Source organism: Halovenus rubra, from assembly GCF_026586665.1.
In the GTDB taxonomy this organism is placed as follows: domain Archaea; phylum Halobacteriota; class Halobacteria; order Halobacteriales; family Haloarculaceae; genus Halovenus; species Halovenus rubra.
On record NZ_JAODIY010000001.1, the window covers coordinates 199,585 to 222,802 of the forward strand.

At 56.2% G+C, this 23,218-nt stretch carries 26 protein-coding genes and 1 pseudogene; 15 read left to right on the forward strand and 12 right to left on the reverse strand.

Translation table 11 applies throughout. From position 1 onward, the window contains the following. Positions 1–4 precede the first annotated feature (4 nt). A complete protein-coding gene (locus N5098_RS00945; protein ID WP_267635800.1) occupies positions 5–574 on the reverse strand; it encodes a DUF7524 family protein in 570 nt (189 codons plus the stop codon). Positions 575–636: 62 nt separating this feature from the next. Continuing rightward, the gene (locus N5098_RS00950; protein WP_267635801.1) at positions 637–831 is read right to left on the reverse strand and encodes a methytransferase partner Trm112; all 195 of its coding nucleotides are present in this window, start codon (positions 829–831) and stop codon (positions 637–639) included. A gap of 206 nt (positions 832–1,037) precedes the next feature. On the opposite strand from N5098_RS00950, the gene azf reads away from it, so the two are divergent. Next, positions 1,038–1,808, forward strand: a complete 771-nt coding sequence (gene azf, locus N5098_RS00955; RefSeq protein WP_267635802.1) for an NAD-dependent glucose-6-phosphate dehydrogenase Azf — start codon at positions 1,038–1,040, stop codon at positions 1,806–1,808. Positions 1,809–2,325: 517 nt separating this feature from the next. On the opposite strand, the gene N5098_RS00960 is transcribed toward azf, so the two are convergent. Beyond that, positions 2,326–2,874 (reverse strand): FxLYD domain-containing protein, encoded by a 549-nt coding sequence (locus N5098_RS00960; RefSeq protein WP_267635803.1) that lies wholly within the window; start codon positions 2,872–2,874, stop codon positions 2,326–2,328. A 673-nt stretch (positions 2,875–3,547) separates the two neighbouring features. On the opposite strand from N5098_RS00960, the pseudogene N5098_RS00965 reads away from it, so the two are divergent. Both N5098_RS00965 and N5098_RS00970 read left to right on the forward strand, forming a co-directional pair. After that, a pseudogene (locus tag N5098_RS00965) lies at positions 3,548–3,634 on the forward strand (NAD(P)-dependent oxidoreductase); the annotation flags it as partial. A 113-nt stretch (positions 3,635–3,747) separates the two neighbouring features. Continuing rightward, a complete protein-coding gene (locus tag N5098_RS00970) occupies positions 3,748–4,587 on the forward strand; it encodes a hypothetical protein (RefSeq protein WP_267635804.1) in 840 nt (279 codons plus the stop codon). Between the two features lie 148 nt (positions 4,588–4,735). On the opposite strand, the gene N5098_RS00975 is transcribed toward N5098_RS00970, so the two are convergent. Next, entirely contained in the window at positions 4,736–5,698 is a 963-nt protein-coding gene (locus tag N5098_RS00975) for an NAD-dependent epimerase/dehydratase family protein (protein WP_267635805.1), read from the reverse strand. Positions 5,699–5,775: 77 nt separating this feature from the next. Next, on the reverse strand, positions 5,776–6,705 hold the full coding sequence (locus N5098_RS00980) for a WD40/YVTN/BNR-like repeat-containing protein (protein WP_267635806.1): 930 nt from the start codon (positions 6,703–6,705) through the stop codon (positions 5,776–5,778). Positions 6,706–6,794: 89 nt separating this feature from the next. On the opposite strand from N5098_RS00980, the gene N5098_RS00985 reads away from it, so the two are divergent. From N5098_RS00985 to N5098_RS01005, 5 genes are all read left to right on the forward strand, one after another. After that, the gene (locus tag N5098_RS00985) at positions 6,795–7,046 is read left to right on the forward strand and encodes a BolA/IbaG family iron-sulfur metabolism protein (protein WP_303651790.1); all 252 of its coding nucleotides are present in this window, start codon (positions 6,795–6,797) and stop codon (positions 7,044–7,046) included. Between the two features lie 230 nt (positions 7,047–7,276). Further along, the gene (locus tag N5098_RS00990) at positions 7,277–7,621 is read left to right on the forward strand and encodes a TM2 domain-containing protein (RefSeq protein WP_267635807.1); all 345 of its coding nucleotides are present in this window, start codon (positions 7,277–7,279) and stop codon (positions 7,619–7,621) included. 68 nt (positions 7,622–7,689) lie between these two features. Then, complete coding sequence (locus tag N5098_RS00995) at positions 7,690–8,463, forward strand: DUF8108 domain-containing protein (protein ID WP_267635808.1); 774 nt, start codon at positions 7,690–7,692, stop codon at positions 8,461–8,463. Then, entirely contained in the window at positions 8,460–8,927 is a 468-nt protein-coding gene (locus N5098_RS01000; RefSeq protein ID WP_267635809.1) for a DUF2085 domain-containing protein, read from the forward strand. The genes N5098_RS00995 and N5098_RS01000 overlap by 4 nt, the downstream gene beginning before the upstream one ends. Before the next feature lie 71 nt (positions 8,928–8,998). Further along, on the forward strand, positions 8,999–9,340 hold the full coding sequence (locus N5098_RS01005; protein ID WP_267635810.1) for a glutaredoxin family protein: 342 nt from the start codon (positions 8,999–9,001) through the stop codon (positions 9,338–9,340). On the opposite strand, the gene ilvA is transcribed toward N5098_RS01005, so the two are convergent. Further along, entirely contained in the window at positions 9,337–10,587 is a 1,251-nt protein-coding gene (gene ilvA / locus N5098_RS01010) for a threonine ammonia-lyase (RefSeq protein ID WP_267635811.1), read from the reverse strand. The genes N5098_RS01005 and ilvA overlap by 4 nt on opposite strands. Positions 10,588–11,898: 1,311 nt before the next feature. On the opposite strand from ilvA, the gene N5098_RS01015 reads away from it, so the two are divergent. The 4 genes from N5098_RS01015 to N5098_RS01030 all read left to right on the forward strand — a co-directional run bounded on the left by N5098_RS01015 (position 11,899) and on the right by N5098_RS01030 (position 15,730). Then, on the forward strand, positions 11,899–12,744 hold the full coding sequence (locus N5098_RS01015; protein ID WP_267635812.1) for a hypothetical protein: 846 nt from the start codon (positions 11,899–11,901) through the stop codon (positions 12,742–12,744). A 56-nt stretch (positions 12,745–12,800) separates the two neighbouring features. After that, positions 12,801–14,084, forward strand: a complete 1,284-nt coding sequence (locus N5098_RS01020; RefSeq protein WP_267635813.1) for an ABC transporter substrate-binding protein — start codon at positions 12,801–12,803, stop codon at positions 14,082–14,084. Next, positions 14,085–14,972: an FAD-dependent oxidoreductase gene (locus N5098_RS01025; protein ID WP_267635814.1), complete on the forward strand. Its 888-nt coding sequence runs from the start codon at positions 14,085–14,087 to the stop codon at positions 14,970–14,972. A 293-nt stretch (positions 14,973–15,265) separates the two neighbouring features. After that, entirely contained in the window at positions 15,266–15,730 is a 465-nt protein-coding gene (locus N5098_RS01030) for a pyruvoyl-dependent arginine decarboxylase (RefSeq protein ID WP_267635815.1), read from the forward strand. Between the two features lie 238 nt (positions 15,731–15,968). On the opposite strand, the gene N5098_RS01035 is transcribed toward N5098_RS01030, so the two are convergent. After that, positions 15,969–16,349, reverse strand: a complete 381-nt coding sequence (locus tag N5098_RS01035) for a gamma-glutamylcyclotransferase family protein (protein WP_267635816.1) — start codon at positions 16,347–16,349, stop codon at positions 15,969–15,971. 21 nt (positions 16,350–16,370) lie between these two features. Next, on the reverse strand, positions 16,371–17,522 hold the full coding sequence (gene citZ, locus N5098_RS01040) for a citrate synthase (RefSeq protein WP_267635817.1): 1,152 nt from the start codon (positions 17,520–17,522) through the stop codon (positions 16,371–16,373). A 105-nt stretch (positions 17,523–17,627) separates the two neighbouring features. Between citZ and N5098_RS01045 the strand changes: the two genes are divergently transcribed. The 3 genes from N5098_RS01045 to N5098_RS01055 all read left to right on the forward strand — a co-directional run bounded on the left by N5098_RS01045 (position 17,628) and on the right by N5098_RS01055 (position 19,462). Further along, on the forward strand, positions 17,628–18,584 hold the full coding sequence (locus N5098_RS01045) for a succinylglutamate desuccinylase/aspartoacylase family protein (RefSeq protein WP_267635818.1): 957 nt from the start codon (positions 17,628–17,630) through the stop codon (positions 18,582–18,584). Between the two features lie 48 nt (positions 18,585–18,632). Next, positions 18,633–19,205, forward strand: coding sequence for a CAP domain-containing protein (locus tag N5098_RS01050; RefSeq protein WP_267635819.1), 573 nt, complete (start codon positions 18,633–18,635; stop codon positions 19,203–19,205). Between the two features lie 89 nt (positions 19,206–19,294). Continuing rightward, positions 19,295–19,462, forward strand: a complete 168-nt coding sequence (locus N5098_RS01055) for a hypothetical protein (RefSeq protein ID WP_267635820.1) — start codon at positions 19,295–19,297, stop codon at positions 19,460–19,462. A gap of 20 nt (positions 19,463–19,482) precedes the next feature. Here the strand turns inward: N5098_RS01055 and N5098_RS01060 are convergent, their stop codons facing one another. The 4 genes from N5098_RS01060 to N5098_RS01075 all read right to left on the reverse strand — a co-directional run bounded on the left by N5098_RS01060 (position 19,483) and on the right by N5098_RS01075 (position 23,097). After that, complete coding sequence (locus N5098_RS01060) at positions 19,483–19,743, reverse strand: hypothetical protein (protein WP_267635821.1); 261 nt, start codon at positions 19,741–19,743, stop codon at positions 19,483–19,485. 287 nt (positions 19,744–20,030) lie between these two features. Continuing rightward, positions 20,031–20,192: a hypothetical protein gene (locus tag N5098_RS01065; RefSeq protein ID WP_267635822.1), complete on the reverse strand. Its 162-nt coding sequence runs from the start codon at positions 20,190–20,192 to the stop codon at positions 20,031–20,033. Between the two features lie 95 nt (positions 20,193–20,287). Continuing rightward, positions 20,288–20,686, reverse strand: a complete 399-nt coding sequence (locus tag N5098_RS01070) for a VOC family protein (RefSeq protein ID WP_267635823.1) — start codon at positions 20,684–20,686, stop codon at positions 20,288–20,290. Between the two features lie 344 nt (positions 20,687–21,030). Continuing rightward, positions 21,031–23,097 carry a S9 family peptidase gene (locus N5098_RS01075; RefSeq protein WP_267635824.1) on the reverse strand — a complete coding sequence of 689 codons (2,067 nt, stop codon included), beginning with the start codon at positions 23,095–23,097 and terminating at the stop codon, positions 21,031–21,033. Positions 23,098–23,218: the final 121 nt, after the last annotated feature.

Consider the following 23,218-nt stretch of genomic DNA (forward strand, 5'->3'; position numbering starts at 1 on the left):
ATTCTTACCCGATATCTTGGACAAGAAAAAATAGCGCGACAAGGACGCCACCAAAAACGACGACTGCACCGCCGGCAACGAGTGGTGCGCCGATAGCGGCTGCGGCAAGGGCGGCGATAAGCACTGCGCCAAAGCCAAGACCAAGCACAAGCCGTGCGGGATTCTCGATGCCCGGTTCGTTTTCCTCGTGGCGTGGTTGTGGTTTTGCAAGCGATTCGTCAACTTGGACGGTTTCTTCCTTGGGGTCGGGCTTGCTGAGCTTGATGTCTATCCAGCGTGTTTCGGCTCCGTACGCCGAGGCAACCTTGAGCTTCCCGAGTTTTGCTTCCTGTTCGAGCGTTCGCTCGTCGACGGTGACGCGCACCTGCCGCTCTGACTCGGCTTCGACGTAGTGGTTGCCCGCGTCGAGAGTTGCCATCTTCGAGAGTGGATCGTCGAGATGGAGATGGACGTGCAGCGCCTCGCTGTGGTTGACCAGCCGGATATCGAACGAGTCGGTGGTCTCGAACGATGCTGGCACCTCCAGCGTGTGGAGTCCTTCCCGGCTGATGTGCACGGCCAACTCGTCTATCACAGTTGAATGTGTGATGGGCTGATAGAAAAACCTTCAGGCCGCTAAGGTGTTTTTGACTGCGTTCAGGCCGGAGCCTCTTCGCGCATGTCTGGGGGTAGCATGTTCGGGATGCCGTCTTCGATAGGATACACTTCGCCACACTCTGTACACGTCAGCGTCCCAGTGAGGATTTCCTCGTCGTCGCGCTCGTCTACGTCCAGTTCGAGTTCGTGTTTGTCCAGCGGACAACACAGGATGTCCATCAGGTCTTCGTCCATACCTGTCAGCATGGCCGGGCGGGCAAAAGCGTTTGTGCTTGTCGCTGGCCGAACGGACTGCTCGCGGTTGCGTGTCCGTTCTTGTTCTCAAGCGAGTTTTTGTCGGCCGCTCGCTCTCTTGAGGGATGCCAGTGAAACTGGTTTGAACGACTGCTCCCGGGGGAAACCGTATGCTACTTATCGCCCGTCGTGTTTGTTCAAACTGAATGGACGACCCGGTGTTACTCACGGGCGCGGGCGGTCACGTCGGGCAAACGGTCTACGAGCGACTCAAAGATGACTACGACTGGCGGCTCCTGTATCATACACAGCCGTCACCTGAACCGGACCACCCCTACTTCACTGGCGAAGTACAGGACACGGACACGGTTCGACCAGCAATCGAAGATGTGGGAGCGGTCATCCACCTCGCCGGCGACCCTCGGCGTGACGCCCCGTGGCGAAGCGTTATCTCGAACAACATCGACGGCACTCACACCATCTACGAACTCGCCGTCGAGGCGGGCGTCGAGAAAGTTGTCTTCGCTTCCTCGAATCACGCTGTCGGCGCGTTTGAAACCGATGAGCGTACCCCCGAGATGTACCGCGCCGACGACGATTTCCGCCTTGACGGCACGGAACGCCCCCGTCCGGGCAACAAGTACGGAATCAGCAAGGCGACAGGCGAGACTATCGGCCGGTACTACCACGACGAGTACGGCATCGCTGTCTGTAATATCCGCATCGGCAACCTGAACGAAGACCACCCACCTATCGACTACGAGCGTGGGCAGGCAATGTGGCTCTCGACCGAAGACTGTGCCCATATCCATGACTGCGCCCTCCAGGCCGACTACGGGTATGAAACGGTTTACGGTATCTCCGACAACGACCGCAAGTACTACTCGCTTGAACGCGCCAAAGAGGTGCTTGGCTACGAGCCACGTGACAACTCTGCACACTTCGACGGGGATGAACGAGTCGTTAAGCCCGATTGAGGGCATGAGAGTTTTGTGATGCAATCCCCGCCTTCGACCCCGCATTATTGTTGTCTTATACGGGATGTAACTGGGTCCCTGCTGTCGGCTAATTCGTTTTAGTATCGTCTCTGTGGCCTCTTCATCCATCCCCTGTTTGGGACTGTTTCTGTTGATAGAGCGTTTTATGCGTGGCTTTCGACCACTACCAAATCATACGAGAGATGGCTTTCGGCACCTTCCTCATTCAAGTCCTCGTGGCCGTTGACCACCTGAAACCTTCACCTCACCTCTCCGTACCCGCTCGCATGACCTTCGGCACGACGAGGCACGTCCTACCCGAAGACGGAATTTCCGAACTGACAGAGTTCCAATCAGGACGGTAGTTCCACACGTCTGCTGTTGGACAGTAGGAGTGACCAATTCAGGTGTGTCTCTACCGAATCGGTTAACCAACACATCTGCCAGTATAAGAACCAACGTTGGTTAATAGCCAACTGTTTATCTTTCTCTGTCGAAATCGAAAAATAAACGCAATTTACAGTGACGTGTCGGCCTCGACGATTTCGTAGTCGGTAATTTCGGCGGCTTCTTCACCGAAACCCCCCGGATACGCAACCTCGAACGCCCACGTTTTACCTGCTGACCAATTGTTGATGTTATCCAAAAACGTCTCTGCCAGCGTGTCACCCTTGTAGAACTCTACCACAACTTGGGCATATGAGAGTTCGTCATCGCTGACGTTCTTGGCTTTGCCTTCAATCACCACAGACTCGCTCATTTCGCCTTCATACTTGCGTACTAGCTCATGCGACAAAACTTCAATCTTGTCTGAGGAAACATCACTGTCACCTCCACTGTCGGAAGTACTGGTTTCACTACTGCCATCCCCACTGTCGGAAGTACTGGTTCCACTACTGCCATCCCCACTGTCGGAAGTACTGGTTCCACTACTGTCATCCCCACTGTCGGAAGGACTGGTTTTTTCCTCGACGTCGCTGCCGTCGTCTCCGCTACACCCTGCAAGGGCAAGACTACTGGCAGTCGTTCCGAGGACCGCAAGGAGTCGTCGTCGGTTTAGTTCCATTACGTTTTGACAACAAAGTGGTACCTACTTATATCGTTCTCATTGTCACACTACGTGATCCATATCACGATCTATGATTGTCATACCCTAACAAGGCTATATTACGGAAATGCGACTTTCAACGGAATGGACGATCCTTGCGGACGAGCGTATCCTAGAATATTTACAAGAAAACAAGAGCAACACACCGACGAAAATGAAGAACCACGAGAATTCCCATTTCTTGCGGTCGTATCTGTCCAAGCGGTGCAAGGTGCTGTTGAATTACGGGGAATCGAGGAGAAAGCCCCGTGCTTTAGTGCGGGGATGATGTCAAGGGCTGATTGGAGACTACGGAAATGCAGTGTTCGTTCTCACTGACGAAGGAAACACGTTCCTCTCTGGTGAATTAAATCTCAATGAACCCGAACCCAACGACGAAGCGTAATACTGGTTAGTGATTCGTTCCTTACTTCGCCATGAACGGTAGTCTTAAGCCTCCTCTCAATTTTCGGGAACGTTGGTATAACCGAGTTTTTCATAGAGCGCTCTAACGGCTGTTTCGAGGCTTTGGACAGCTTCAAGACCTTCTAATGCGTTCTTCTCGAAAAACGAGCGTGGCCCCGGCTTCTCGAATTCAGCCAGCCAGCACACAGTGTTTCGTCCACCAATCTGCTTGCTCTCTAATCGGCTCTTGTCGGCCAACGACCGCAAGTACTACTCACTCGAACGCGCCAAAGAGGTGCTTGGCTATGAGCCACAGGACAACAGCGCGAAGTAAGATGTCGCGGAGAAAACGACATAACGGCATCGCTTGGCTAAGCGTTATCGCCTCGTTTCTACCCAGACAATTGTACTATAATGGTTATCCCAGACAGTGCCTTTCATCAGATAATGAGTAGTCTTGTTAATGGTATTGCCGCCGCAGTTATTACCTGCTTTGGGATTGGACTACCGGCGTCGATCTATTTTTACAAAGGGTACCGTCTTCGACAGTGGTACCAGCGCATCGATACGTCGACGCGTGAAACACCCGACACCGTCCGTCCCGGTGAGACGGCGTTGGTTCGTGCTCCCATCGCTACTGGTCGTGACACGAACGCTCCCATCTCGGGTGACGACACGGCACTTGCAGCCTGGGATATCCGTGAGTGGAGCAACAACTCTAGCGGATGGATACACAAGATGCGAGGTGTCAGGCTTGAGGATGCCCGACTGCAGGGCGACACAATCGCGGTCACGCTCCCAACCGTTCACACGAATGAGAACGCAGATTCGGTCGCACACTCGTTAGGACTTGATGACACGACTGGTCAGGGCATCTCGACTGAGGACGTGCTTATCGAAACCGGTGGATTCGACACTGATATCGAATACAACCCACGTGATTCACTGCCAGAGCACCTCGTTGAATTTGAGAACCACATCGGCCTCGACCCTGCAGAAAAACACTCAGTTATCGACATCCGCCGCCACGACGGGGCACGAAACTACCGTGAGACCGCTATCGACGCCGGCGAGACAGTCACGGTTTTCGGTCGGGTCACTGCGGCCGACACTCCAGGAGGCCCGCCGTCACTTGTTCCACCTGAAGACGGGCATCTGTTGGTCACGGGGCTTTCTCCCGAGAAACTCGCTCGTCGGTATCAGTGGGGGTACAGAAAGGCCATCTACGGGGTCGGAAGTGTTACCCTGCTCATGAGTACGTTAGTTGGGTACGCAGTCTATCTGTAATCTATCTGTCTCTTTTCTCGCTTGCACCGAGTTCCTGAGGCCGGAGGCGTCGCTCGAAACTGCTGGGGGACCGCTGGACCATCGGGAGCAAGCAGACTTGTCTGGCTTTTGCACACCGCTGTGGGACACGACGCGACGTTCTGGCGTCTTAGATCTGGTCCAGTCCGGCGTCGTCGCGCAGGATGTTGATGTATTTCCGGAAGCCGGCTTCGAGGTCGTACTCGGGGTCGTAGCCGAGGTCTTCCTTGGCCTTGGTCATGTCGAGGTTCTGGGTCCAGGGCAGTTCACCCTCGTCAGAGACCTCGATATCGGCGTCGGGCATAATCTCTTCGACGGTTTCGGCGGCTTCCCGGACGGTTGCCAGGACACCACGGACGTTGTACACCCGCTGAGTGAGGTCTGATTCTGGCGTGAACGCGCCCTTGCGGAACGACTGGGCGATGTCTTCGACGTGTTGCCAGTCGATGGCCTGGTCACCGTACTCGACGCTGTAGGATTCGCCCAGCGCAGGCTTTTCGATAACGTTTGCGAGGAATGCTGAGCCGCCAGTCTCACGGTATGGGCCGTATGCGACTGTCGGACGAAGAGCGACATGGTCGAGATCGTAGTCTTCCGCATAGATTCGAGCCTGGTGCTCGTTGTACTCCTTGGTTGCGCCGTAGAGTGTATCGGGGTAGACGAGCTCTTCTTCGTCTATCCATTCGGCATCATAGTTGTGCGGAGGCGCGTAAGCAGCTGCCGAGGAAGCCCAGGCGACACGCTCGACTTGGTCATCAAGCGTGCGTGCAGCCTCGAAGATGTTATTCGTCCCCATGATGTTGACATCAGCGGCCATCCGCGGGTTGTCGCGGGCAGTCGTCGTCAACAGTGCAGCGAGGTGGACGATGTGAGTCGTCCCCGTTTCTTTGACTGCCCGAATCACGTCTGTCGGGTCAGCGATATCACCGCGGCGGACCTCCGTCTCTTCGGCGACGCCGAGCTGTTCGAGAATTCCGGTATCGGTCGAAATATCGTACGCAACTACGTCGTGACCCTGGTCTATCAGGTCCGCGACGACGTACGAGCCGATGAAGCCAGTGCCACCAGTAACGAGGACAGTACTGTCGCTCATATGTACACGTCCACAGGCATCCGTGGTTAGTGCATCGATATCTCGCCGGTGAGCAACGATGGTGTCTCTACACGCAATCAGTGCTCGGTGACGGCCAGCGACCGTACACCCCAGGCTCCCTGGTCGTCCTCAGCGACGGGAACAGTGCCGAGTTGCTCCCACTCCCCGCCACGACCGTGGAGAATTGCCCCGTCGTTGGTCCCTGCCAGCACGTCCGCGCCGCTGGTCGCAAACGAGATGACGAACGACTCGGGTTCGCCGGGGTAGGCGGCACGGTCGAGTTCCCCGTCGCGCTCGACGAACAGCGCCGCCTCGGGCGGCGTCCACAGCGGTCTAGTCTGGTTGCCTGCGGTATAGAGCCGGTCCCGGTAGCAGGACTCTCGGACGTACTCGTAGGGGCCGAGGTCGCGTTCGGTCCACGTCACGCCGCCGTCGGTCGTCTCGAAGACCCCACCGCGTTCGTCTGGACCGCCGACCCCACAGCTGACGACCCACCGCTCGGGGGAAATTGGGAGCACGTCGTGTACGTCGTCGGGCACGGCGTCGAACTGCTTCCACGACTCGCCGCCGTCGGTGCTGGCGAGGAATCCCCCGACCTCGACGCCGACGAGCAGTATCTCGCGGCCTTCGAGCGAGGCGATGGTGCGAACCCACGCTTCGTCTCGGTGGGGGTTCGTCGGCCAGTCCGCGTCGGCGGCGAACGACCCAAACGACTCCTGGCGCTCCCACGTCTCGCCCCCATCATCGGAGCGGTACAACTCGGCTGGCCGGCCGCCAGCGTAGATAGCACTGCCGGTGCAGTCGACGGCGTGAACGTCCGCCAGACCGAGGTTCGTCCAGCTGTCGCCGCCGTCAGTCATCCGGACCACTCCTGCATCCGTCGCTGCGAGCACCCCATCGCCGTCGCTCTGGAGCTGTCTGACCGGGGCGTTGAACACTTGCTCGGCCCGGTCAAAGGGCTGTCTGGGCACGCGATAAACACCGTCGGGCGTTCCTGCGAACAACATAGCCGACACGTTCGACCGACGGTCTGAAGATAGTTCGGTCAGCGTCCTCCAACGCGTGGTTTTTGAGAGTGCACGCCCAGTGTCCCTGTATGAACATCGAACTATCCGATATCGAGACCGAAATCGAGCGCGAGATTTCCGAGGCGGAGGCGACGGTGACACAGCCACGTGGTCCCCAAGACGACGACCACCTCGCCGCGACGGTTGTCTCACCAGCTTTTGAGGGCGAGTCTCTGGTCGACCAACACGAGCTGGTCTACGATGCGCTCGATGAGTATATGACGACCGAGATTCACGCACTCGAACTGAAGACGTACACGCCAGAGCAGTACGACGGCTGATACGTTCTCTCTTTTCTGCCACTAGCGTTGCGGATCTCAGCCTCAGATGTCTCTGTCGGCTTATAAAGAGTCGCAAGCGCGCTGGCGAGTGCAACGGAACCAACTTCTGTTGTTCCAGTAGTACAAGACTAAGCACGGACGCTCGGACCCACTGTGACCGGAGTAGTTCACTGCCCATTTCCTCTTTTGATACGATAACTTATAAGTGATAAACAATAGATAGCTACACTATGGAATTAGCAACAGATGGCGGGAGAAAACCAGGTGCAAACGAACAGTTCTGTTCTAGTTGCGGTGAAATAATTAAAACGAAGGCAGAGATCTGCCCAGAGTGTGGCGTCGCTCAGTCGGGCGGAATGGATGGTGGGAGCTCTAAAGACCGGACGACAGCAGGAATTCTTGCCATCTTGCTCGGTGGACTCGGTGTCCACAAGTTCTATCTTAATGAAACAGGACTCGGCGTGCTTTACCTCTGTTTCTCTTGGACATTTATTCCTGCAATTATCGGACTTATCGAAGGAATACTCTATCTCATGAAAACTGACCAAGAGTTCGAAGCGAAGTACGTTAATTAACCGTATGTAATAAGTCGAAACAGTCAGATAATTCCCTCTTGACTGCTAACCTAACAGCCGCTGGAACAATGCCTTCCAAACCTACTCCTGGGCCAAAGGAGCAATTCTGTACCTCCTGTGGCGCTGTAATTAAAGAACAGGCGACACTCTGTCCGGACTGTGGTGCGGACAACGATGGGGGCCCTAGTGGCCCAAGTGATTTTCACTACTGTGAATCCTGTGGTCTACATATTCAGTCTGATCCCGAACTATGCCCAGACTGTGGTGTCCGACAGCACTCTGGTAAGAATTGGTCTGACGGAGAAAGCGTTCTACTCTGGGTGTTCGGTGGCTTCGCGATATTAGCGGCGCTCAGTCAGATCGCTAGCCCAGGCGCTGATATCGCTTCAAGTATTCTGACCGGTCTTGTGTTCCTTGCGATTGGGATTCTTGCGCTTCCACCGGTACACCAACGGATTGAGAGAGCTGACGATCGACACTCACTTACCACGTTTGGCAATGTAAAATCAGTCAAAAAATATCCCGTATCGCGGTACGACGGAGCGTGTGCGATCTGTGATGGGTCTGTTGAGGAGGGAACTAGACGTGAGTATGCCGAGGAATTCGCTGTATTTGGCCTCGTGCTCTCGACAGCGGACAGTGGTTCAAACGTCTACTGTCAGAGTTGTGCGCTACTAGAGGATAACGCGGAGAGCGCTCGTATCGATTCAGACGAGGCCCTCAGAAACCCTTTTGAGAAAGCAAACACGCCGGAAACGACCGACACAACAGAGTCTGGAGAGGCTGACCCAACTTTTGAGAATCAGTCTAACTCTCGCTCTATCGAACGTACCGAAGAATGACTGACCCACACGGTGGGCAACCGTCAACGCTATCAGAGATACAATCGGCGCTTGACGAAACTTGTCAGTATTTGCTCTCACATCACGAACCGAGTGACTACCACCGGTGCTATACGCTACAGATACGGGGACACTCGGTTCACCTCTGTGCGCGCTGTTTAGGCCTCTACCCTGGCATTGCTGTCGGAGTTGGTTGCTTTCTCACCAACTTATTCTCTCCAATACACTTTTTTCTCGTCGCTTTACTTCCACTCCCAGCACTGATTGATTGGAGTGTGACCCACCTTCTGGCACCCGAGGGATCGAACACGGTACGGACCATCACTGGTGGACTCCTTGGTATCGGTTACGGGATTGGGCTTGGGTACGTTCTCGTTGAGCGAGCGCCTACTGTCGTCGTGATTGGTCTCTTTTATGCGGTAGCAGCTGGTGTAGTACTCTGGCGGTACTACGGTGAGCCATAACCTGGAGTGAGGTAGCAACAAGCCAACTCGTGTCCAGAAGTCATTTGATGTTCCATCCCTAATACGGGATGATGACTTTCAATCCAAACCAGAGCCTTCCACAAGAGGAGGTTGACGAGATTGTCGACACAGCTATCGAAGACAACGACGTCGTGCTGTTCATCAAAGGGACAAAACATATGCCACAGTGTGGCTACTCCGACCGTGCGCTGGGACTTGTCGGCCAGCACCGCGAGGAGTTCGAAGCGGTCGATGTACTGGACTCCTTGGAGGAGTTCCGGACAGCGCTGGAACGCCACAGCGGCTGGGAGACAACCCCTCAGACGTTCGTTGACGGCGAGTTTATTGGCGGTAGCGACATCCTGGCCGAACTGGACGAGCGCGGCGAACTCGGCCAAAAGCTGTCGGTCTAATTCTCAGGGAGCAAACTCGTTCCAGTATTGGACCCACCTTCCAGTACTTCAATCTCGTAGCCGGCGGCTTCCAGTGCGTCGACAACTTCACTCACGTGTTCGGGGCCTCGCATCTCGAGGTCCATCTCAATTTCAGTCGCTGACATCGAGATATCTCGGGAGGTGCGGTCGTGCTGGATTGCGTAGATGTTAGCTTCGTTCCCGGAAACGATGTCCAACAGCCCGTCGAGTGCGCCCGGTCGGTCTGGCAAGACAGTCCGGATACGGAGGTACCGCCCAGTCTCGACGAGCCCACGCATGATGACTGTGGTGAGCATGTTCATGTCGATATTGCCACCACACAGCACCGGAACGATTGTTTCGTCGGTGTCGTAGTCGAACTTATCAGCCAACAGCGCGGCCAGCGACACTGCGCCAGCACCTTCGGTAAGCGTTTTACTCCGTTCGAGTAGTGTCGTGACAGCGACGGCAATTTCTGCGTCTGAGACGGTCACAACCTCATCGACCCGTTCCTCAATGACGTCGAACGTTTTGTCACCGGTTGTCCGGGTGGCGATGCCGTCGGCGACGGTTTCGACGCTGTCCAATTCAATGCGTTCGCCTTTATCGAGCGACGGTGCAACGCTCGACGCCCCTTCTGCCTGCACGCCGATAACCCGAGCATCTGGCACTTTCCCCTTAATAGCTGTTGCCACTCCAGAGATGAGGCCGCCACCACCAATCGGTACGACAACAGTCTCGACTTCTGGTAACTCATCGGCAATTTCGACCCCGATGGTCCCCTGACCTGCCATCACCTCCCAGTCGTTGAACGCCGGCAGGTAGTATCGGCCCTCATCTTGTTCGATTTTCCGTGCATGCTCGGCAGCAGCATCGTAGTCGACTCCGTGCAAAATAACCTCAGCCCCGTACTCTTCTGTTGCCTGTATCTTCGAAATCGGTGCAGCTTCAGGCATCACAACTGTCGAATCAACTCCCATCCGCGTCGCGGCGAGTGCGACACCCTGTGCGTGGTTGCCAGCACTCGCCGTGACGACACCCGAATTTCGGTCTTCTTCGGGGAGCGTCGCGATTCGGTTGGTGGCTCCCCGTATCTTGAACGACCCGGTCCGCTGTAGCATCTCTTGTTTCAGGTGAATGTCTGCCCCGGTCATATCCGAAAATGTATTTGAGTACACGAGTGGCGTCTGCCGAGATGTTTCTGCGACGTGCTCCTGTGCTGCAAGTACGTCATCTAATGCGAGCATACCCGCGCTTGTATCGGGGCCATGTTAGTGGTATCGGGACCGGAAAGAAGACGGAACGTGTGACATGCAGTCGCGACTGCAACTGTAGGGTGTCTCTGGGTATACTTAAAACTATCTGGCGAAATACGGAACAAAACCGCAACACAAGAGTCTAATATGCCGCTTGTCAGACGAACCGATGACAGCCGTCTGGTTTAAAAATTGGATGGTCTGGATTTTGGATCTCGCCCGCGCACGCTGGGCACTATTTACTGAGACTGCCCTGTGTGGCTGAGTCTGGCTCCCCCTGTTCTCTATAGCTGTATGTGGTTTATTTTATTGGTACATTCAGTCGGCGGAGGCCAGATATCGGCGCGAACGGTGTACTGTCGGTTTTCTCCCAGACAGCGTGTCTTCTCTCTGTGATTGTCTCTCTCGCTGAGGAAGAGGGCTTAGCGCCACCATTCAATTCGTCGTCGCGTGCACTGAGTATGCATTCACAGCAGACGAGAATTGCCCGAGTTGTAATGAGATTGTGTGCTAGAACTGTGAGTCAGAGACGAACGCGGGTATCATGCGGCGAAGAATATCTGTATGCGGTACGCCCATCGGTGCCAACAGTCGTTTTGGCGGACGGGCAACAGTCAACTTGCCCTGGAGTCTCAAACAGTGACGCCGGGTGGTGATTTATCAAGAATCAAGGCGGATACCTCGGGGCTTAACCCCGAGGCAGTTGACTACCAACCTAGAGGGGTTCGACGTTGAACTCATCGACAAGCCCGATCCTCAACGAGCGAACGCATCAAGATGAGTGACGTAGGATGGGTAGTGGATGCATAGATTTTTGACTCCCATCTACAGAGAACAGCTGACCGTTGCTTGTACACCTCCAATAGTCGCGGCGGTTATTCTCGGTATCGCTACGAACACCGTGTTCAATACGCCAGATATCGGTAGGCTCGGCGTCGCTGCCCAGCCAGTGTCCCTGAATTACTACTGTTGTCTGTAGGACCGGTACCAACTCCATTAAATGGCATACTGCTATACAGAATACTTCGTGTGGGTGGCTACTGTCTGTTGGCTGAGCGTCTAGCCCATCTGTCGGGCTGGAACCATCGGATTGAAGCGCCTGCCCATGAAACTCAGCAACATATCCCGATTCGAATGGGAGACTCAGATCAGCCCTCAGCATCAGACCAACTGAGAGACCTCCTGCAGGAACGCAACCACGATGCGACAGTGGCATGTCTCGAAAAGTTTGCTGTAACTGAGTCTGTGGATTGCAAGTCTGTGCTACAAACGGCTCAGTGTGTAGCTGGGGAGAAGCCGGCTGTGTTCGACGGACTCGGTGACGCATTTGCGATGTTTCTCGTTGATGATGACCGGGCAGTCAAGCTGACGACTGCGAAGTTGTTCGTCACGCTAGCACAATCAGAACCCGGGGCTGTCATACCTGCTGTCGACTCGCTTGCTGGACGGCTGGCCGACGACGAGGAGTTCTACTATGTTCGGGCACGGTGTGCTGAAGCTCTGGGATATCTCGCGCTGGAAGCACCTGCCGAAGTTGGTGACCCAGAGATACTAGCAGATCTTCGAATCGGGCTATCGTTCGACAAGCCAGAGGTCAAAGAGAAGTTAGCAAAGGCTCTTTCATACGTAGCGCTGGGTAATCCGAGTCGACTCCGACATCAGGTCGCGTCGCTGGCTGACCATCTCGACGACGAGCAAGAACTCGTCAGGTATCACCTCTGTACGGCAGTTGTCGTCGTCGGATATAAGCATCCTGAGAAACTGTCCGACGCAACGAGTGTCCTTCGAGAGCGGATAGACGATGATAATCCCTACGTTAGAGGTCGCGCAGCGGAGGGTCTCGCCTTGCTCGTCCGTAATGAGGGTACCGACTCGATACCGGACTCTGATGTGGTCGAAACAACTGGAGAGGACCCTCCGTCGTTTCTGACCACCCGTCTGGCAACTCTCCGAGACTGCACAGGACCCACTGAAGAGTCGGTCCCACCCATAGAACGTATTGGTGCTCTCGAATCTATCCGGGAGGAAACTGACGACATCGCTGAGAAGATAACGTCGCCCGACGGGTCCGAATGTCTCCATTGCGGTCTCGACTTGCCCGAAGATGGACCGCCGATATGTCCGCGCTGTGGGACGCCACTTCAGTGAATTGGGTCGGTCTAACTTCCGGAATGCTTTTGTATAATTAGGCCGGCCTAAAAAATATGCCAGACAACAAAACAGAGCACGAGAGACCGACGCGGCGGGATTATTTGATATACGGCGGCGGGGTTGTCAGTTCGACGTTGCTCGCGGGTTGTACCAGTGATTCGGATTCGTCGACGGGGACGAGCGACGGTACCGACTCGACACCCACGGACACGCCGACAGCAACACCGACTGCGACGCCTGCTGGCACGGAAGAAACCGAGACAAAAACTGCGACGCCGGAAGACAAGGGCTACTCGGCGACTATATCACCGGTCGGCACCGTCGACTTCGAGAGCGTTCCTGAATCGGTGTTTACGGTGTTCTCACAGTACACCGATATGGCCGTCGCGCTCGGACACGGCGATGCAGTCAACGCGATGTATGTCCCCAAGATGGCCGGGACAACAATGAACCACTACTATCATCACCTCACCGGCGTCGACTTCGAGTGGGAAGGGCTATATGACCCGCTCAACGCAGGCATCCCCAAAGAAAAACTGTACTCACTCGACAGCGACATTCATCTTGTGGACCCAGCCTGGGTATCGACACAGAACAACTGGAGTGAAGACGATGCTGCCGAGATTGCAGAGCAGGTTGCCCCGTGGTTCGGCAATTTCTACAGCGGAACTCACGACTCTCCACCGGAGGGGTATGACGACTACGAGTTTTACAACCTCTGGGAGCTGTTCGACCGCGTCTCACAGGTATTTGATAAGCGGGACCGCTACAATGCGCTTGCGCAGGTACATACTGACCTCGTCGAGACCATCCAAAATGACCTGCCACCTGTTGAGGACCGGCCGACCGCTGTCCGTGTCTCTATCGCTGCTGACGGCGAGTCGTTCTACACCTACCACCTCAACAAGCCCGGTTACTGGCTGGCTGACACGCGGCCACTGGGTGCCGTTGATGCGTTTGAAGCGCAAAACTGGGACGGACTCTGGGGAGAAGTCGACTTCGAACTCATGGCCGAGACCGACCCAGACGTTATACTTCACCTGTGGGGAATCACGCCTGCTCGTAGTATGGACGAGATGCGGTCGACGCTTCAAGACCATCCTGTCGGACGCACGCTCAGCGCCGTCAAAAACGACCGAGTGTATGCACAGGGAATGCGCTATCAGGGACCAATCATGAATCTCTTCCAGATGGAGATGACAGCCAAACAGCTGTACCCTGACCGTTTTGGCGAGTGGCCCATGTACTCTGACGGCGAGCGCTATCCCGATATTCCCGCAGACGAACAGCTATTCAACCGCCAGCGAGTCGCGGATATCATCAACGGAGAGAACTAGATGAGCCCCAAAACGCACGATGTTGTGGTTGTTGGTGGCGGACCGGCAGGCTGTTCAGCCGGTGTGTTTACCGCTCGGTACGGACTACAAACGCTCATCTATGACCGCGGCCGGTCGTCAATACAACGGTGTGCACATCTCGAGAACTACCTCGGTTTCCCTGCTGGCATCGATATCGAGACGTTCTATGACTTGATTCACGACCACGCCAATGAATCTGGCTGTGAGATACGCTCAGATATGGTCACCTCGATCAAGCGGGCTGAAAACGATGATGGATTTATTGTTGAGCCACAGGAAGGTGACAACGTCATTGCCAAGCGTGTTATCGCTGCGACCCGATACAGCGGCGAGTATCTCCGCCCGCTTGGCGGTGCCGAAATGTTCGAGACACACGAACACGGTGGCGAAGAACACGAGCACTTTGACCACGATTATCCCGACGACGATGGCCGGACACCGATCGAAAATCTCTACGTTGCTACTCCTTCGGACGACGACGTACAGGCAATTGTTGCTGCCGGCCATGGCGGACAGGTCGCCCGCCGACTCATTCATGACGTACGCTTGGCAACCGGGTTTCCCGAGGAGTTCACGGAGCACCACGACTGGGTCCGCCGACAGGCAGAACTTGATGAGGAATGGGAAGACCGTGACCGATGGCGCGAGTTCTTTGACGAACGCGTCCCCGAAGACCATGACTTCGACCCCGATACATTGACAGAGATACGGGAGGCAGAGATTGACCGCCGTCTGGGAACGTACGTCGAGACAGAGGCCATCGAACGACGGAAAGAACAAGCACAAAAACGACTTCTGGATCATATCGACGACGAACTCATTCGTGAGCACGCCGAGAAACTCGATGCACCGGAAGCAATCGAGTAACCTCTGTCTGGGTATAATACCAAATTCCCGCGACAACGAGTCGTCTGATAAGCGCTGACAGCGCGACCTTTTGTCTGTCACTTTTCGGTACTACGTCTGGCAAACTGCGTTCTCGTCTCATTTTAGCCCCCTTTTCTACTCAGCCGTATCCGACGACTGTAACAGCAAGCTACTGTGTTTAGTTGTTATTTTTTCAATTAACGATTAATTCGGACCCTCCTCGTGTTAAAAACCGTCTCCCTAATAGTTCGTGGACCGCCACGCTCATAGCTATCGACGCTAGCAGTTCGACTATGATTCGAATTGTCTGGGGACTGGGCACTGCCGGCACTGAAAAAGCGTCGTTCGACGAGGCGCTGGCAGCAGCGAATGTACACCAGTACAACCTCCGCGAACTCTCTTCAGTTATCCCCGCGTCAGTTTCTATTGACACCAGCGGAACTGCTCCGGACCTTGGGCCGACTGGCAACGCCCTCGATGCGGTGTTGGCAAGAAAAACAAGTCCACCCGACACCCGTGCGGCCGCTGGCCTCGCGTGGGCGCGCAGCGACGATGGTCCGGGTATCTTTTATGAGGCCGCGGGGACTGACACCGAATCTGTCCGCGAACGACTCGTCCACGGTGTCGAACACGGCTGCGAACTTCGGGACATGAACCCGGACATCGAGACGAAGGTGGTCACTGCCGAACCCGCGGCCGAACAGTATTCGACTGCTGTCGTCCTCGCCGTCTACGGCGAGAGCGAACCGCTCCTGTAACTATCACTGACACTGGAACGACTGACACCGAAACGGCCGACACGTATGCAGACGTCATCGTCACCGGCGTCGGCGGCATGGACAACGCGGCAACCTACCACCTTGCCAATCGGGGGCTGGACGTAATCGGACTGGAGCGCTACGTATCCCCCACAGCCAGGGCTCCTCTCACGGACTCACGCGCATCATCTCCCTCCCCCACCTCAACCTCTTCGTGTTCTCCGATTCGAGTGACGCGCTACTCGGCCCGAACGAGCACCTCATTCTCGTCGAGATGGGCCCGAACCCGCTCTTCGAACGAGCCGTCGCCGGGCCACTCGGCTGGAGCGTCCAGCGCCTCGGGGTCGCCGACGTACGTCTCGACGAACCCCCCGGTTTCCAGTGGAACCGACAGCCGGACGTAGAGGTCACGGTCAACCCCTTCGTAGCGGTCCAGCGCGGCTACCTCGTCGGTTTCGAGAATCCGTCCGGTCACCGACTCGCCCGGGGCCAGTGTCGGGTACTCGCCGTCGACTCGTTCGAGGCCCGACAGGGTCGCTGACTCACGGTACTCGAAGCTGTCGAGGACGGTCGCGGCGGTTTCGCGATCGGTGAGTGTGCCGTAGACAAAACACTCCATACTGAGGTAGCCAGTGGTTGATTAGCGCTCGTCGATGGGCACGTACTGGCGGTCTTCGGTACCGATATATCGGCCCCGTGGGCGAATGAGGCGGTTATCCTCGCTGTATTCGAGCACATGAGCCACCCAGCCCCCTGCACGGGACATGGCAAAAATAGAGGTGTACATGTCCACAGGGATACCGAGCTTGTAGTAGACTGAACCGGAGTAGTAGTCGACATTTGGGGCGATGTCCTTGTCGGGGAGGCCCATCTCATCAACGAGGTAGCCTTCGATTGTCGAGGTGTAGTTGAGCCAGCGCTCGTCGTCGGTGACTTCGGTGAGGTCTTCGAGCTTTGTGCGGAGAATCTTTGCGCGAGGGTCTGTCACATTGTAGACGCGGTGGCCCCAGCCGGGGATGCGCCCGCCGGCATCGATAGTGTCTTTGACCCACTGGAGTGAGTCTTTCTCGCTGTCGTCGATTTCTAGAAGTGTGTTCATCACGTCTTGGTTCGCGCCACCGTGTAGCGGGCCCGAGAGCGCGCCAATCCCTCCCGTGACGGCGCTGTAGAGGTCAGCCTGCGTTGAGGAGACGACCATCGATGTAAACGTCGAGGCGTTCAATCCGTGGTCTGCATGCAAGATGAGCGCCATATCGAACGTCTCCTCGGCAGTTTCGCTTGGCTCCTCGCCGGTCAGCATATAAAGGAAGTTACCGGCATGAGAGAGGTCTTTACGCGGCTCAAGAGGCTCCTCGTCGCGACGCAGTCGGTCATAGGCCGCGAGTATCGTCGGAATCTTGGCGACGATGCGTCGTCCCATCCGTCGTGTGGCATCACGATCTGTTGGGTCCGCATCGGATTCAGGTTCTGCAGCCGAGAGCAGTGAGACACCTGTCCGGAGCGCAGCCATCGGATGCTCATCGGAGTCGGCGAGAGCAGCGAGCGTATCGAGTACGTTATCGCCGATATGTCGCTCGCTTTGCATGGTGTCGGCGAACGATTCGAGCTCTTCAGAAGTCGGTAAATCGCCGTTCCAGAGGAGATAGAGTACTTCCTCGTAACTCGCCTTGTGCGCAAGGTCCTCGATATCGTACCCTCGATAAATCAGCCGGCCAGCGTCACCATCAATCTCGCTAAGTGCTGACTCGGCCACAAGCACGCCTTCAAGCCCTTTCTTGAGTGCGTCAGTCATACCAGTGGTTGTAACCAATCACGCGTCATAAATCATTATCATTAGAGTCGAGAACGACTGTACAAGACCGAACTGCTAAAGAGCATGCACCAGAGATTACAGATAATGACACGTCTGGGTACGGCACGCGCCGCCCCCGGTGAGATGGATATCGGCGAACTCGATATTGGTGACGACCGTGATGGCTCTCGCGTCACGCTCCCTGTCGCCGTTCTCAACGGTGCCGGCACCGGCAAAACGCTGTATATACAGGCAGCGAGCGATGGTGACGAACTCAACGGAGTGGGTGTTCTCCAACGCGTTGTCCCGCAACTTGACCCGACAGAGATTTCTGGAACGATTCTCATTGTCGGTGTCGCCAACTACTATGCTTTCCAGCGAGGCGAACACCGAAACCCCATCGACGATACGAAACTCAACCGCACATATCCCGGCGACAAGAACGGAACGTCGACCGAGCGAATTGCTGCAAACACTTTCGACGCGGCGAGCCGCGCCGACCTTATTTTGGACTTACACCAGGGCTCGACATCCCAGATGATAAACGAGGTTCGCGTCAGATGTGGTCGCCGTCACCGACTTCACGACGAGTGTCTCCAGCTTGCAAAGGTCTTTGGCTGCGGTCACATTCTTGACCAGAAGGGACCGGACGGCCAGCTTGCACGTGTGGGCCCAGACGAGGGAATCCCCACGGTTGACCCCGAGCTTGGTGGCGCTGTCGGCTTCGACGATGAGAGTATCCGGCGCGGGGTCCAAGGCGTTTTCAACGTTCTCCAGTACTACAATTTCTTGGAGGGAACTGTCGACCAACAGCTTCAGACTCGCGCCGCCGGGTTTGAGCAGTACGGCTCTCCCGTGGGAGGTATCATCGACTTCGATGTCGAACTCGGAGAGCAAGTTTCTCCCAACACGACCCTGTTCCGCGTGACCGACGTGTTTGGAACTGTCAAAACCGAGATTACGTCGGATTCGAGCGGTATCGTCTGGCGCAAGCGTCGTCGCCCACCCGTTGCTTCTGGCGAGTATGTCTGTTCTGTTGGGACTGATATCGATACGTACTAGGGCTTCGATCAATCCCAGATTTATATTCCTATAGCCCTTACTAATTCTATGGCCGAGTCGTCATCTTTTGTTTCAAGCGGCTCCCGGCGGACCCTCGTTGCTGTTGTTGTCTGCCTGTTTTTTGTCGTTGGGGGAGTTGGTGTTGTTGTCGCTGTGGACGACGTTCCAGGGAGTGACCGGTTACCGACATGGTCTGAGGTATCCCCATCTCTGGAAATCGACGAACCGGTGACTGAGCAGTTCATCCACGAAGGGATCAACGACGCTCGTCAGGACCGTAACTTGAGGGCGTTATCACTCGATGAGGAACTCACTGCAGTTGCCCGAAATCACAGCGAGGACATGGCCAGCCGTGGCTTTTTCAACCATACGACGCCCAACGGAATCGGTCCTGAAACGCGAGTCCGCCGCGCTGGAGCAGAGTGCACGGCAGTCAGCGAGAACATCGTCGAACTCCAACGCAACAACCACGAGGAGCCACTCGCTGAGAACGCCGTCGAGGCGTGGCTGAACTCGCCGGGTCATCTCATGAACATTGTCGCAGAGAACTGGACACGAACTGGCATTGGTGTCTACACGACCGACGACAACGTCTACGTTACCCAACTGTTCTGTTCGTAAGCCGTCGGTTTCTCCGCGTGTCCGTGTTCTAAAGGCACGACGACTTAAGCGTAGGAACCGTACTATATAACATGGAGCCGTGGCGACTAATGGCCTGGACAACTGGACTGTTGCTCATCTGGGCAACACTCGTATCGCTGGTTGGGTACGACCTCACGCCGGTGTCGTTGCTGTTTGCAGCAGTATTCGGGATGCTTGGGTTCTACCTAAGCGATAAGCTCGTACAACGTTGGGATCCCGATGAAGAAGAAAGCTGACTGATTGGTTCGAGTCTGCGTTATTCGATTGTTCCGTTGACGTATTTTGCTTTGTTGAAGCTGTACGTAGCGTAGCTAATGTACAGCGTGAACACAGTTGTCACGCCAATGCCAACCATCCAGCCGGGGGTGACTGTTCCGGAGCCGACCGTCTCGTGGACCGTTCCCACCGCGATCGTCGTGACAGTGCCCGCGATGAATGAGAGTGGCACGGACACGGCCGCCGCGATGCCTGCGACGATGACGGTAAAGAGAATTGGTTTTTTACTATCGTCGATCATCAATTTAACCTCTGTCTCACTGGTTTATAGAACTGTCGAAGCTTCTGACCAGTTAATAAAACGCGTCAGAGCCATGATCGTCCTGCCAGGTGAACGCGAATAGTCGCTGTGATGGCACTCATCTGAGTGCTCGTCCACCATTGCTCTGTCCTGTCTTTGGGTCCCACATTGTACCATCAGCGAGCAGTCTTCTCTCAGCTACTTCGAACTCGTACCCCGGGTTCTCGAAGGCATGTCGGCTTTCTTTGCCTGCCGTAATACGGATAGTTTGCCGCCGACGCAGTCAGTCACGACGCCACCCAACTCAGGGACCCGGGAGTCTGGGTACCCATAATGTCTTCACCGGGGTCAGCTCCTAGGAAAACGGTTGTGGGTCCGAACGCCTCGCCGACTTCGAGGTCGTCGATGCTCGGAATCGCGTCTTTACCGAGGACGTTCTTGACGTTCATCGCGTCGGGTTCGCCTGTGGAGTATAAAAGTGTGACCTGCGCGTGTGTTGGTTGGGAGAGACCACAGCGCTTGGCTTGCTTGTGAGTTCGCAGACTCAGTGCAGTTTGAGCTCGACACGGCGACCGTCGGGGTCACGGACGTAGGCCGCCCAGGCTCGGCCGTAGGCTCCATATCGTTTGTACGGTTCTCCGTCCTCGACTTCGATACCCTCCGCGCGAAGGTCGTCAAGCAGGCCCTCCAGTTCGCCCAGCGAGTCCACATCATCGGAGCGAACGAGGAGACAGATGTGTTCCCCGCCGACGTCGATTTCCTCGTCGGTCGGGACGAGGTGGATGTGGCGGCCGCCGGCGACGACGGCAACGAAGGGGACCTCACCCGTCTCGTAGCGGTCGCGGTCCCGTACTGGTAGCCCAAGCAAGTCGTGATAGAACGAAAGCGCGTGGTCAAGGTCCGTTACCCGAATCGCCACATGGTCGAGGTCGACGACGTCCATACGAAACAATGCACTGTAACAAACTTAACCGTTCAGCCGTGCGTGGGTGGTGGCAACAACGATTGGTGCCAAGGCGGCGGGTGAGGGAGTTCTATGGCGGATACCGGGGGCGTTATCAAAACTGCTCCAAAAGCCGGGCCACTACTCAGCCTCTTTCCTGATTGCGGGACGACTCCCTTGACAAATGATAATACTTAACACGCATGGATTTGATACAATCTCTAAATGGGTAACGTAGGCCCCCCACTCCACGACTGCTCGAACTGTGGGCGAACGTTCAACGCGCGGATTAACAGCCACTGTCCAGCGTGTAAAGGAGAGATTCGACGCAAAGAAGGAACCAGCTAGGCTGCGTTCTCGTCGGGTTCTTCCTCGTCTTCCGTTTCCCCAGCGGAGAGTCCTTCTTCGTCGTCACGGTCGAGCGCCCGCGGGACGTCGTGATACTCGGAATAGCCGTCGAACCACCGGACGATGCGCTCGATGCGGTCGACAATGTGCTTTGGTTGGCCGCTCCGAGACAGCTCGTGACCTTCCTCGGGATACCGAACAAAGCGTGTGTCGACGCCGTGCTTTCGGAGGATACGGTAGAACAACTCCGCCGAACAGGCTGGAGTCCGGTAGTCGTCGTCGCTGTGGAGGACGAGCGTCGGCGTCTCGACTTTGTGGGCGTGGCCGGTCGGCGAGTGCTCCCAGAGGAACTCGGGTTCTTCGGATGGCGTGGTGTCGAAGTCACCCTCGACGAGTGTGTATGCGCCGTCGGTCGAGCCGTAGAAACTCGTCAGGTCATAGACGCCCCGCTGGGAGACTGCGCTCTCGAAGAAGTCAGTCTGTCCGACCATCCAGGCGGTCATGTACCCGCCGAAACTGCCGCCAGTCAGGAATGCCTGATTCTCGTCGACATACTCCCGTTCGATGACTTCTTCGACGCCAGTCATTACGTCGCTCATCGTCACGTCGCCCCAGTCGCGCTCGATGGCCGACATGAAATCCTCGCCGTAGCCCGCCGAACCCCGGGGATTTGACCAGAAGACAACGTAGCCACGCGCGGCAAGCGTCTGGAACTCGTGCCACATCGTCCCGCTCGTTGTCCACATCGCATGAGGACCGCCGTGGACTTCGACGGCGAGGGGATACTGCTTTTCAGGGTCAAAATCTGGTGGCGTGAGCAGCCAGCCCTGTACTTCTGTTCCCTCATTTTCATAGCAGAGTTCTTCGGGTCGAGAGACTGCCCGGTCGTCAAGTAGCTTGGCGTTGAGCCGCGTGAGGCGATGCTCCTCTGCACCGCCACGCGTTGAGACAAAAAGGTCACCGGGGTGGTCCCACTCACTGCGAACAAAGGCAATCAGGTCGTCGCCGACGTGAGCACTATCGAGGCTACTCCAATCTTCGCGTAGGACCCGCCTCGCATCGGTTTCGTCGTACGCAACAGTCCACAACGCCCCCGAACCCTCGTCTGGCGTCGTAAAGAACAACTGCTCCTCGTTGGGGCCCCACTGTGGAGTGGCCGCATAGCCGAGTGTGCGGTCGAGGTCTGCTGTCGGATGGTGGATATCACCGCTATCTGCGTCGAGTACCTTTGCTTCGGTCTGTTTTAGGCTGGTCTGTTCAGGGTCCGAGAACAGGTATGCGATCAGTCCGTCGCTTGTCGCCGAAAGGACTGTGCCCCACCCGGTTGTGGTGTGGAGAACCGCTGTCTCATCGGTGCTGAGGTCATGGCTGATAATCTCGTATTCAAGAGAATCGTCAGGGTCAGGCTCTCCGACGCTTCTGGTGTAGTAGAGCGTTGTCTCGTCTTGCCATGTCGGCCCGTCATAATCCCAGTTGCCGTCGGTGAGGCGCTTTATCTCGTCGTCTTCGTCGGGACGGTCACCGCCGAGGTCGACGGTGTAGACATGACTGCGTTTCCCATCGACGTACTGCTCCATCGACCGGTAGACCGTTCGATCGATAACTCGTGGGTCGGGGCTATCAGGCTGGAAACCCTCGGGAACATCGATATCGTGGTCCTCCTTGCGGTCTTCTTTACGAACACTCTGGACGAACGCGATTGTCGACCCGTCGGGTGCCCATTCGATGCTGCGGACACCGCCTGCGACGTTTGTTACCTGCCGGGCTTCACCGCCGGCTGTCGGGAGGACCCACAGCTGTGGACGGTCATCGTCTGCGCCCCGCGTCGAAACAAAGGCGAGTCTATCGCCGCTTGGACTCCACCGGGGCTGGCTGTCGACACCTTCCTCAACAGTGAACCGACGGAGGGCGTCACCGCCTGTCGAGACGACGTAGATTGTCGCGGCGTAGGATTCGTCGTCGGGGACCTTCCGGACGAACGCGACAGATTCGCCGTCGGGAGATACCCGCGGCTCTTCGACCTGCACGATGTCATGGAAATCGACTGCTTCGATTCGTTCCATGCAATCGGTGTGGTTTCCTGTTGCATGGGGGTTTCGGTTGCGGCGGTGTCGGCCTGTTCCCGGAGGGCTAGACGATTTCTGCTCGGGCAACTTGCCACGACATATTTGTGGCCTCGACAAG